At 53.0% G+C, this 10,587-nt stretch carries 10 protein-coding genes and 2 pseudogenes; 5 read left to right on the forward strand and 7 right to left on the reverse strand.

All coding sequences use genetic code 11. From position 1 onward, the window contains the following. The 5 genes from ACRESJ_RS25810 to ACRESJ_RS25830 all read right to left on the reverse strand — a co-directional run. The coding region (locus ACRESJ_RS25810; protein ID WP_431760394.1) for an ATP-binding cassette domain-containing protein at positions 1-303 on the reverse strand (303 nt) is incomplete at its 3' end. Positions 304-403: 100 nt separating this feature from the next. Then, on the reverse strand, positions 404-1,294 hold the full coding sequence (locus tag ACRESJ_RS25815) for a nitrilase-related carbon-nitrogen hydrolase (protein ID WP_431760395.1): 891 nt from the start codon (positions 1,292-1,294) through the stop codon (positions 404-406). Next, the gene (locus ACRESJ_RS25820; protein WP_431760396.1) at positions 1,287-2,780 is read right to left on the reverse strand and encodes a class I adenylate-forming enzyme family protein; all 1,494 of its coding nucleotides are present in this window, start codon (positions 2,778-2,780) and stop codon (positions 1,287-1,289) included. The genes ACRESJ_RS25815 and ACRESJ_RS25820 overlap by 8 nt, the downstream gene beginning before the upstream one ends. 43 nt (positions 2,781-2,823) lie before the next feature. Then, complete coding sequence (locus ACRESJ_RS25825; protein ID WP_431760397.1) at positions 2,824-3,312, reverse strand: MaoC/PaaZ C-terminal domain-containing protein; 489 nt, start codon at positions 3,310-3,312, stop codon at positions 2,824-2,826. Between the two features lie 14 nt (positions 3,313-3,326). Further along, entirely contained in the window at positions 3,327-4,142 is an 816-nt protein-coding gene (locus ACRESJ_RS25830) for a polysaccharide deacetylase family protein (RefSeq protein ID WP_431760398.1), read from the reverse strand. A 333-nt stretch (positions 4,143-4,475) separates the two neighbouring features. Here ACRESJ_RS25830 and ACRESJ_RS25835 point away from each other — a divergent pair, with 333 nt between their 5' ends. The 3 genes from ACRESJ_RS25835 to ACRESJ_RS25845 all read left to right on the forward strand — a co-directional run bounded on the left by ACRESJ_RS25835 (position 4,476) and on the right by ACRESJ_RS25845 (position 6,086). Continuing rightward, on the forward strand, positions 4,476-4,868 hold the full coding sequence (locus ACRESJ_RS25835) for a RidA family protein (protein WP_431760399.1): 393 nt from the start codon (positions 4,476-4,478) through the stop codon (positions 4,866-4,868). Positions 4,869-5,047: 179 nt separating this feature from the next. Next, positions 5,048-5,461, forward strand: a complete 414-nt coding sequence (locus ACRESJ_RS25840; protein WP_431760400.1) for an acyl-CoA thioesterase — start codon at positions 5,048-5,050, stop codon at positions 5,459-5,461. A 19-nt stretch (positions 5,462-5,480) separates the two neighbouring features. Next, on the forward strand, positions 5,481-6,086 hold the full coding sequence (locus tag ACRESJ_RS25845; RefSeq protein WP_431760401.1) for a TetR/AcrR family transcriptional regulator: 606 nt from the start codon (positions 5,481-5,483) through the stop codon (positions 6,084-6,086). 45 nt (positions 6,087-6,131) lie between these two features. On the opposite strand, the gene ACRESJ_RS25850 is transcribed toward ACRESJ_RS25845, so the two are convergent. Together ACRESJ_RS25850 and ACRESJ_RS25855 are read right to left on the reverse strand one after the other, a co-directional pair. Beyond that, a complete protein-coding gene (locus ACRESJ_RS25850) occupies positions 6,132-6,941 on the reverse strand; it encodes a citryl-CoA lyase (RefSeq protein ID WP_431760402.1) in 810 nt (269 codons plus the stop codon). A gap of 178 nt (positions 6,942-7,119) precedes the next feature. Continuing rightward, positions 7,120-8,124, reverse strand: coding sequence for an FAD-dependent oxidoreductase (locus tag ACRESJ_RS25855; RefSeq protein ID WP_431760403.1), 1,005 nt, complete (start codon positions 8,122-8,124; stop codon positions 7,120-7,122). Positions 8,125-8,984: 860 nt separating this feature from the next. On the opposite strand from ACRESJ_RS25855, the pseudogene ACRESJ_RS25860 reads away from it, so the two are divergent. Together ACRESJ_RS25860 and ACRESJ_RS25865 are read left to right on the forward strand one after the other, a co-directional pair. Beyond that, positions 8,985-9,698 (forward strand): annotated as a pseudogene (locus ACRESJ_RS25860) (HAMP domain-containing protein); the annotation flags it as partial. 390 nt (positions 9,699-10,088) lie between these two features. Then, positions 10,089-10,587 (forward strand): annotated as a pseudogene (locus tag ACRESJ_RS25865) (methyl-accepting chemotaxis protein); the annotation flags it as partial.

Consider the following 10,587-nt stretch of genomic DNA (forward strand, 5'->3'; position numbering starts at 1 on the left):
GTTCAGGCCAGCCAGTTGAGCGCGTGTAGCACCGACTGAAGCATCGATCGACACATCGCCGATCGTAACTCGGCCAGCGGTAGGGGGTTCAAGCTGGTTAATACAACGAAGAAGAGTACTCTTCCCCGAGCCGCTTGGCCCGATAAGAGCTACTACCTCCCCGCCTTTGAGTTCAAAATCAATTGATTTCAATACAGTGATATCACCAAATCGCTTACTTACTCCTTCAAGACGCAAAACAGCGCCAGAATACGGAGAATTTAAAGTAAGCGCCGACGACGCGATGGAGGTCTCAGCGTTCATGTTTTTACCCTTAGATATAGGATTTGTTGGCAGGGCTATGAATAAAAACGGGCTGCTGGTACAGCCCAAAAATGAGACTCGTTTTAGGACATTACTGTTTTTACAACTTCAAGCTCGCGTACAGGTCTGGCCTGCGGTCTCGCAGGTGGCGAACTTCACCTTTCTCGCGAGAAAGTCGCAGTTTGGCGAGATCTAGTTCAACGTTGAGCAGCCCAGGGACATCCCACTCGGTCTCTGCGTAGGTGCCATCTGTCACCGCCATTCTATTGTCGATAGGGCACGCAACGAATGCCTTGCCCATGCAGCTGACTGGGTAGTCGTGTGGAATCCCCAGATCACCAACGAGTGGCGACAAACATACGTACACCTGATTCTCTAAGGCGCGGGCGTGAGCGCTAAACCACTCACGCCAAGCTCCGCGCTCTTCGGTTAAAGCTGGAACGAAGATGACCTCAGCTCCGGCGGCGACAAAACTGCGGGTAAGCTCAGGGAACTGGACGTCGTAGCAGATGAAGACGCCGCACTTCACACCGTCGATCTCGAACACGTCGTTCAGGGAAGACGCACCCGACGTCTGAATCGCCTTCTCGCCACGTGTGAGATGTACTTTGTGCTGCCGTTCGAAGGAGCCATCCGGCTTGAAAACGAAAGCGCTGTTGTAGCCTTCATCGCCTTCTTCGTGCCAATAGGTAGCACCGACGATATAGATGTCATGGGTTTCTGCCAGACAGCAGAGGCATTTTACAAATGCCGGGTAAAGCGGTGTCAGCACCTCTCTATAGAAAGCCGAGACGGTCTGATTGCTGACCTCTCCTGCGTCCGGGCTCGTCCAGAGAAGACCCATGGGCAGAAACTCGGGCAACAAGAGTACACGACTGCCGGCCTGCTTCGCCTCAACGACTACCGACTCGACATGCTCTGCAAAAGATTGAAACGATGGATACCGTCTGATTTCAAAAACAGCGACTGATACTTTCAATTTATCAAGCATCTTGGCCCTCCTTCCAGATATTGAATAAGGTTTTCTTATCGATCTTCGACGTGGAGCCAAGCGGCATTTGGGATAATTGGACGAAACTGACTGGAACCTTGAATTCAGCGAGCTTTGACCGGCAATGCGCAGTCAGCTCATCCGAACTGACCTGCTTGCCAGGAGTGGCCACAAAGTATGCGAACGGTTGCTCACCAAACTTGGGATCGGGGATACCGATCACAGAAGCCAACTGGACAGAAGCATGTTCGCAGATGACGTCCTCCACCTCAGCCGGCGCAATGTTTGCACCACCTTTGATGATGATGTCCTTAATGCGCCCTGTCAGGTAATAGAAACCATCGGCGTCTCGATAGCCCAGGTCGCCCGTGCGGAAGAAACCGTCAACGAACGCTGATTCGGTAAGATCCGGGGCTTTGTAATACCCACTGGTGGTAGCCGGTGCCTTAACCCAAACCTCGCCCTCTTCACCATCAGCAGCCAACTGTCCCGCTGCAGTGATGAACTTGACTTCAACCCCGGGAGCCGCCTGGCCGATTGAGCCAACAGGTAGCTCGACCGAGTGGGATGCATAGCTACCAAAGACCGGGCGAACCTCTGTCAGCGCGTAGTAATCTTCGATTCGCTTGTTAAACCGTCGGGCGAATCGATCCTTCAGCTCCTTGGACAAAGGCGCTCCGGCGGAGATGAAGAGTCGCATGAAAGACAGATCGAACTGCAGGTCATTCTGCTCTGCATATTCGAGCATCATCGAGAACATGGTCGGTACACCATGGAACACTGTGACACGGTGATTCACGATGGCGTTGAGGACATCCGCCGGTCGGAATTTTCGGAGCAGGATCACCTCAGCACCGGCCTGCAATGCCATGGAAGCGGCAGTCGAAAGCCCATACAAGAATCCCAGTGGCAGCGCGACAAGCACCTTGTCGTCTGTCGTCACACCCCAGAGTTCAATGAGAGAGCGATTCCCATCGAACTCTGCAGTCTGCGTATATCGAACGGCTTTCGGCACGCCAGTTGAGCCTGAGGTATAAACGATCAGGAAATCCGGATTGCTCTCGGATACCGCAACCTCAGGCTCAACCCACGCCCCCTGCAAGAAAGCACGCGTGTCGAAGATCTTGCAATCACGCTCACCCACAGCAACAAGCGCCGCTGGTGCCAGCGCATCATCTACGAACAGATGCTTAATCTGTGCGTGATCGATGATGTAGGCCGCTTCAGCAGCCGTAAGAACAGCATTGAGCGGGACGAACGTTCCGCCGATTTTTGACACCGCGTAGTAAAGAATCATCGTCGCACTGCTGTTCTCGCAGTAAACGCCGACAGGTGTATTCACCCCAACACCCACATTCACCAAACGCGATACCGTCTGATTGACCTCGTGCACTAACGCCTCGTAGCTGAAAATTTCGTTTTCAAAACGAAGAGCAACCTTTTTCACATCGCTACCAGAGAAGGCCTGGATACCACTGAATATCATGACAAAACCTCAGAGAACGTTAGTGCCGAGCCATGCGCGCGAGTTAGGCAGGCGTGCAGTGCATCATCACCTTCCACTCGCCTTCCTGCACCGACTCACCGCGCTGGTTGACCAGAGAAACCTGGAAGTTGACGATGCCTACACTCGGCTTTTTCGTCTCACGTTTGGAGCCGACCTTCTGATTGACATGGATGGTGTCGCCGATCTTGATTGGGCCACGCAGATCCCATGTCATGCCCAGGAACGCAATAGCGGTGCCTTCTTTGATGCCCAAGCGACTTTCCAGGCCAGTAGCGATGGCAAAACCTGCTGGGCCGTGCAGAATGCGGCCGCCGAAAACTGTAGTTTTCGCGAACTCTTCGTCGGTATGAACAGGGTTATGGTCACCGGTCAGAGCTGCAAACATCACGATGTCAGCTTCAGTAATGGTGCGGCGAGGTGAGTTCCACTCTTGACCAACTTCCAGTTGGTCGAAGTACAAAGCATTTTGTCCGATACCGGTCAGGCCTTTCGGTTCAACTGCACTATTCATATCATTACTCCAAGTTAAAGAGCGGTGCTCTTAATATTTTTTGTAGCGTCACCCATAGTCATGAACTGCACGCCAGGCTGTTGCATATGTTTGATTAGTTTTTCGAGCATCTCAATTCGCGGGCCGCGGCCGATAATTTCCGGATGGCACGTTAGAGTGAATACACCACCAACTTTGTGTGCATAGTCGAACTCAGCAGACCACGCTTTGTAGACATCGCCCGCCAAACGCAAACCAGTATTTAGAGGACGCGGAGAGAACTGAAAATACGGATAGTCGTCTAGTTCCCACGCCACCGGAAATTCAAGTACCTGACTCTGCTCACCGTGCGTAAAACTCTCTTCTGTCAGCACATCGTGTTTACGAGCATAGAATGTCTCGAAATCGTTAGACATGAGGCTGCTGTCGTAAATGAGACCAAACTCTTCAAGCAAGTCGATCGTGTTATCGCTCAAATCCCACGCCGGCGACCGGTATCCAATCGGACGCACACCCGTCACTTTTTCCAATACCTCAAGGCTTTGCGTCAGTAGGCGTCGTTCTTCATCGATCGGCAAACCCACCGGGGACTCATGAAGGTAGCCATGGCACGCAACCTCATGCCCTGCCGCGACGATGCGCTTGATGTGCTCGGGATAGGTTGAGGCAGTGTGCGCCGGAACAAAGAACGTTGCAGGAACGTTGCAGCGCTCCAATACATCTAGCAGACGAGGGATTCCGACGTTTGCGCCGAACTCCCCACGAGAAAGAGGCGTCGGAGAAACCTGCTTGAACGTGCTCATCCAGATGGCGACGCCATCAAAGTCAAAGGTAAGGCATGCGATGGTCATCAGTGCTCCTTATCAAAAATCAGGCTAGCCATATCAAACAGTCTTCGCCAAGCCCGGAGCCGCAAGGGGTTGCCCCCCCGCATCTTCGCGCTTATGACGGGCAAGCCCACAAAAAAGACTCTTCGTAATAATATTTAGACCTTCCGGTCAGTATGCTCGAATGTGAGGACATGTCAATAGACCTTAGGGCTGGTTAAAGCTGAGAAAACTCTCTGATAGACCCAAAATCGGAGGCATCGCCTTGCGAATCAGAACTCTCAGGTTTAGGATTGATACCTATCAGTCAGATTTTTAGCCCGACCGTACGGTCTGTCAATCACTAAAGGTGTCGTCATGATCAAAGCTATAAATGCAGGGCCCGGTTACCCTGGCGTATCAATGTCCATGCGGGTCACTGACGGGGATTTGTTGTTCATCACCGGCCATGCGCCAGTTGACGGTGATGGAGAGGTGGTTGCAGGTGACTTCGAAGCTCAAGCAGTGGCGGTATTCCAGAATCTGGCCATCACCCTTCAAGCCGCAGGTGTGGGATTCGAAGCCCTGGTTCGTATGAACACGTATCTGACCGACGTTAACTCCGAGACCCTCGCGACCTTCAAAGCAGTACGTAATCGCTTTGTGAACATGGATTGCCCACCGGCCAATACGTTGCTCAATGTGAACGGGCTGTACGACGGTCGCATCCGCATCGAGGTGGATGGCATCGCAGTACTGCCACGCTCCTGACCGATTTCTCGCCGCCCAAGAACAGGACGGCGGGGCAAACTGAGCGTGAGTACCGTCAAGCTGACTTACACGAAGGTTAATTTGACTTGGCGGTACAAAAAAAAGACAATCACCAAGCTCCGCCTAATCAGCGACTTGGCTTCAGGCTGCAGACAGCCAAGAAGAAACTAGGAGTACCGATGATCACGTTTCGAGGGGTCGTATACCCTGCACAGACCGACGCCATGGGGCATATGAACGTCCAGCACTACGTCGCCTCATTTGATCAAGCCTTCTGGCATCTGGCCGAACATCTGGGTTACGACACAGAGTGGCGGCTAAGCCGCAAACAAGGCTGGGCGGATGTTCATTACGAAATAGACTTCCGATCAGAACTGCAGGTTGGATCGACGTTCTACGTCAAAAGCACGATCGACAAGGTCGGCCGCACCTCGATTGTGACGCATCACTCCCTCTTCAATAATAAAGAGCAGCTCTGTGCAGAAATTGCCATGACGTCTGTCTATTTCGATCTTGAGAGTCGAAAGGCCATAGAGATACCTAACTTTATTCGTGCGTCTGCATCCTCCATGATCGAGACGCGAACTGCTTAACACTACTCGGTGTACCCCAATGAATGTAGACCTGCGCGATCAACTTAAGCAGAAAAAGCAAGCATACGTCCAAGACGAAATTCTGTCGTCCGCAGCATCCCTCTTCGCCGAAAAGGGATTTCGAGCAATTACCATTACTGATGTTGCCGCCCGCCTGGGTTACACCAAATCTGTTGTTTATTACTACTTTAAGAGCAAGAACGAGATCCTCTGGCAGATTTTCAACCGTTCGCACGAAAGCTACGAAGCGACCATCGACGAAATTCTGACCCAGGATCTGGCCACCGAAGACGCCCTGTATCGCGTTCTCCGCAGTCACGCGCTCCACGTGATGAAAAAGAAAGACTGGACAGCAATCTACTTCAGAGACGAGAGCGAACTTGAACCTGAGCAACGCATTCTGATGCGTAAACGCAAACGTGAATACGATGCCAAGATTGAGGTAATTTACCAACGCGGTATCGAAGAGCAGAAATTCAAGGACATTCCTCCTCATATCGCAATCACTGGCTTCATGGGGATGTGCAATTGGCTGCACACCTGGTTCAACGAACAGGGCACTCATACCCCTGAACAGATCGCCGACTATTACTGTGACTTGATGTCGGGCGGCTACCTGAAGTAACAACCTGCAAGCAGATAGAGCGCGACTCACGTCGCGCTTTTTATATCAATTCGATTTTGCCTGGGCGAAATCTTCGGCAAAGCTGTGGCGCTCTCGAGCGTAGTCAACCTGATCATCAGGGATGACTCGAATGCGCACTTTGCTTTGCAACTCTTCCGAGATATGAGCAATGACGCCTGGCATGGTGGAGATCACTGCCAAACCAGTCATCTCAGCCGGAGTGAACCCCATCTGCGCCAGAATGGCGCCCATCATGCCCACCTCGTTGATGACAATTTCAGGCTTGTTGGCTTGAGTGGTGAAGGCTTTGTGAACCGCCTCATACCACTCGCACGTCTCCCCCCACACCCCGGTTTCGATCGCCAACTGCTTCAGCTGTTGAGCCCGAGGATCAGTGAACTTAAACGCTGGATGGCCGAGCCCTGGAACGCGCTCCTTACGGGCCCGCATCCCTTCCACGAGGCTGGCAGCGGCTTCATCCATAGATGCCGCGTGCTTGGCTGCCGCAAGTGTGGCGTTCAAGAAAATGCCCGTCTGATCTGGCGCCAACGAGTATTCACCCGCTGAAAGAACAGCCGTCGCCAAACCAGCAACCATCGACGGATTACTCGACACACAGAAACGCGCAGCGGCAGTACCTGGTTTACGCAGGGAATAGTCCAGAACGGAACAAAGAACCCCTTCGATCATTTTGGCCTGACCTGCTGAAGGCAACTTGCCGCGAATCAAAAGGTAAGTGGCGTCGGCGAAGCTCAGCTTGCCAATCAGGTCACCCAGATCATAACCACGGATATACACAGTGTTGTCCTGGACATCACTGACAGCGGTGCTCCAGTACTTAGGCGTCTCGTTCATTCTGATTTCCTGTTCTATGGGTCGATGCCAAGCGGAAGGCTTAGCGTCAAAGGATGTTATCCGAGCTCCAGCATGCTGTCCATCCGGTCAGTCTTATTGTCTGACCGGATGGTATTAAAGGCGCCGCACCGGCCTTCGGTCATGATTCAAGGGACATAGCCGTACTGCTGTCAGCAGATCAAATGATCCAGGGTATGGACTGCGGCAGGGCTTGCCAGGTCGGGTCGGTATGCGTCAGGGCGTCGATTTGGAAGAGACCCGCACGCGAACGCATGAGCTCGGCAAGTTCGCGCGCCCCCGCGATATAGTGGAAAACACTAAGGTGCGAGGCGACGGTAAAGACCTCTGGATCTCGGTAATGGTGCTCGATGCTTGGCCATAGTGCCCGACGGCGAGATGCATCTTTGGAGAAGAGTCCTCGAATAGGATCAATGATGACGGATGCCAGCTGGCTCGCCGATGAGGGCTTGGTCATGGCCAAAATGTGTGAGGCACGTTCAAACGACAAATAGCGCCCCCTAACCGTTAGCCCAGCGTCACCCGCCTCATTCAGCGCATCACCTTGCTCGACTTTCTCAGCATCGTTGCACACCACTACAGAGGTGTAGCGGAGCGTCTCATCGTTGACGCCGATCTCATGATGTGTGCCTACCAGTCGCAGCTCATTGACGGTTCGCCCTCTGAATATGCTTGCACCTCGATGCTGGATGGACTCAATGAGCAGCTGGGCGAGCCTCTTTGGAACAATCGATACATCCTGGTCAAATTTGGCAACCGCCAGGGTGCAGGGAGGAACATCAAGATGCGCAACCCGTGTTGAAAACTCGACCAGCAATCCATTCGCTTTGCAGTTGCTGGCGAACTGCTCAAGTGCGCCAACGTATTCTGGTCGACGTTCGAAGATCAGCGTTCCTGACGAAGAGGCGATCACTTTTGAGCCGAGATCAAGGGCCATATCACGCAGTTCGGCGATACCCTGCCAGTCAGTTCTGGCAGCTTGAGAGGATTGATGAAGACCCAGCCACGTCGAGATGAGCTCATTGGTGGTGAACCGGGGGAAATCCATATCATCGACAAATACGTCTACCTTGAACCCAAATCGCTGCAGGTAATACGCATGGATGAGCACACCTATGCCGCTGCCAAAAACTGCAGCTCCTCTCTCGTTAGCACTACTTCTCATAGCAACCACTCCGAATCTCGCGCCATCCTCGCCTCAAGTACGAGCTCAAAGCGAAAATACCAACAGGTATTTTTTATAGACTTAACGGTATTTTAACTATCCCCAACCGTCAAGCGCAGATATGTCAATGGGCGACCAAGGATCAATGGGAAGCAGCGCGACGACCATTCCAGCCGCGCTCAAATTTGCTCTTGCGTGCGACTGAGCCACAGCGACATACTCACCTCAATACCTATTGGTTGTTTTTACTGACTCATTGGTTTTTATCATGGCTGCCTTGCATAGGCCAGGGGGCTAGGATCCAGCACATAACAACAATAGCTCCGCTAACCTGAGGATTTACGATGTTGGGCAACGTCTCAATACGCACCACCATCACCGCGCTCAGCTTGATAAGTATGGTCGGGCTTATCACCGTGATCAGCGCGATAAACATCCAGCAAAATGACTCGACGGGGGAGTTGACCAGCGCCGCAAGCAGCGCTGCGATCGAGCACGCAATTCAGGGACAGCTCGAAAGTATTGCAGCAGCCCAAGCCACGCAGATCGCAGAAATCTTCGGAAAAAAATTTACGTCGCTTGCGCAGCTCGGGATCCAGTTCTCAGGCATTCAAACCGTTTTCAGCTCTTACGGCATCGCGGCCAATGCCTCTCGATTTCAGGCCGATCAGGCGGTCGAGGCGACCTTCGTGAGCGACAAGGATCTGCTCGGTGCCTGGGGAGTCATGGAGTCGAACCAACTGGGTGATGACAAAGACTTCGTCAACTCGCTCCAGTACAGCTCAAACGACAAGGGCCGTTTCGCGAGCTATTGGAACCGAACCACTGGCACTGTTTCCAACGCTCCCACCGAGGAGCAGATGCTGCTGGATGAGACCATTGGTGAGAGCGGCCTTCCATTTAACTATTTCTATCGTTGCCCGTTACTCACCAACGCGCCATGCCTTGCACCGCCATTTACTGCTACGTTAGCCGGTCAGAGCATTCTGATGACAACGCTGGCTTTTCCTGTGCGCCGTGGCAACAGCGTGACCGGTGTGGTCGGGGTTGACGTTGCACTGAACGACCTTCAAAAGCTCGCCATGTCCGCGAAGGAAAAGCTGTACAACGGCGCAGGCGATATCTCGATCATCACGAGCTCCGGTATTGTCGCAGCGTACACACCTAACCCTGCGAAACTGGGGCAACGCTCTCAAAGCTTGGGCTTACCCGAGATCAAACAATTGACCGGCGACACGGCCTCCAGCAAGCCTGTGTACCTTGAAGACGATCAGTCAGTGAAGGTCATTTCTCCTGTAAGCGTCGGTGACAACATCGCCCCTTGGTGGATCGTGCTGCAGCTTCCAAAGTCGATAGCCCAGGTGGAGACACAAAAGCTGCACGAGCTCCATCAAAAACTTCAGGCAGAGTCGCTGCAAAAGAGTCTAGTGGTCGCCGGTATTGCGGCTTTGATCGGAGCCTTGTTGATGTGGCTGACCGCAACCCGGATTACCACACCCATTCGCACTGTTTCGACGATGCTACGTGATATTGCATCGGGCGAAGGCGACCTGACCAAACGCCTGAATTACGCAAAGAAAGATGAGCTGGGTGAGGTTGCTGTTTGGTTCAACCTCTTCCTAGACAAGTTGCAGCCAATGATCAGGACGATCCGGACAGGCATAGAAGAAACGCGCCAAACCGCCAATCAGTCGTTCAGCATCTCCCAGGACACCAGCGAAGGGATGAAGGCCCAGTTCAGGGATATCGATCAGGTCGCTGCGGCTTCCAACGAGATGACAACTACGGCGCATGAAGTCGCAAGCAATGCTGCGATGGTCGCGCAAGCAGCACAGGACGCAGAGCGATCCGCTCAAACAGGCCACACGATGTTAGAACGTACGAACCAGGGGCTTGTAGACCTGACCAAATGCCTAACGTCATCGGTAAACGATGCCAGGCAACTTGCAGTCAGCAGCGATCAGATCGGAGACGTACTGGATGTGATTCGTGGCATTGCGCAACAAACCAATCTGCTGGCACTTAACGCAGCGATTGAGGCTGCACGTGCAGGAGAAAGCGGTCGGGGGTTTGCTGTCGTGGCGGATGAGGTTCGGAGTCTGGCCATGAGAACCCAGGACTCCGTGGAGCAGATCCGTGTTGTCATAGAGCAACTGCAAGCCGGCGCAATGACGGTGACAACGGCGATTCAGGACAGCCAGCAAAGAGCTACAACCAGCTCGAAACGGATGGATGAGACCGTCGTTTCCTTTAATGACATCACGCAAGCTGTTTCAAAAATTCAGGACATGACTCACCAGATCGCTACGGCGGCTGAAGAGCAGAGTGCGGTAGCAGAAGACATCAAATGCAACATCAGCAATATCCGTCTGGTAACTCAAGAGCTTAATGAGAAGACCAGCACCTCTGCGACGCTTAGCGCGCACTTGAATACCTTAGCGGACAAACAGCACGCATTAGCTG

The organism is Pseudomonas sp., from assembly GCF_050739655.1.
In the GTDB taxonomy this organism is placed as follows: Bacteria; Pseudomonadota; Gammaproteobacteria; order Pseudomonadales; family Pseudomonadaceae; genus Aquipseudomonas.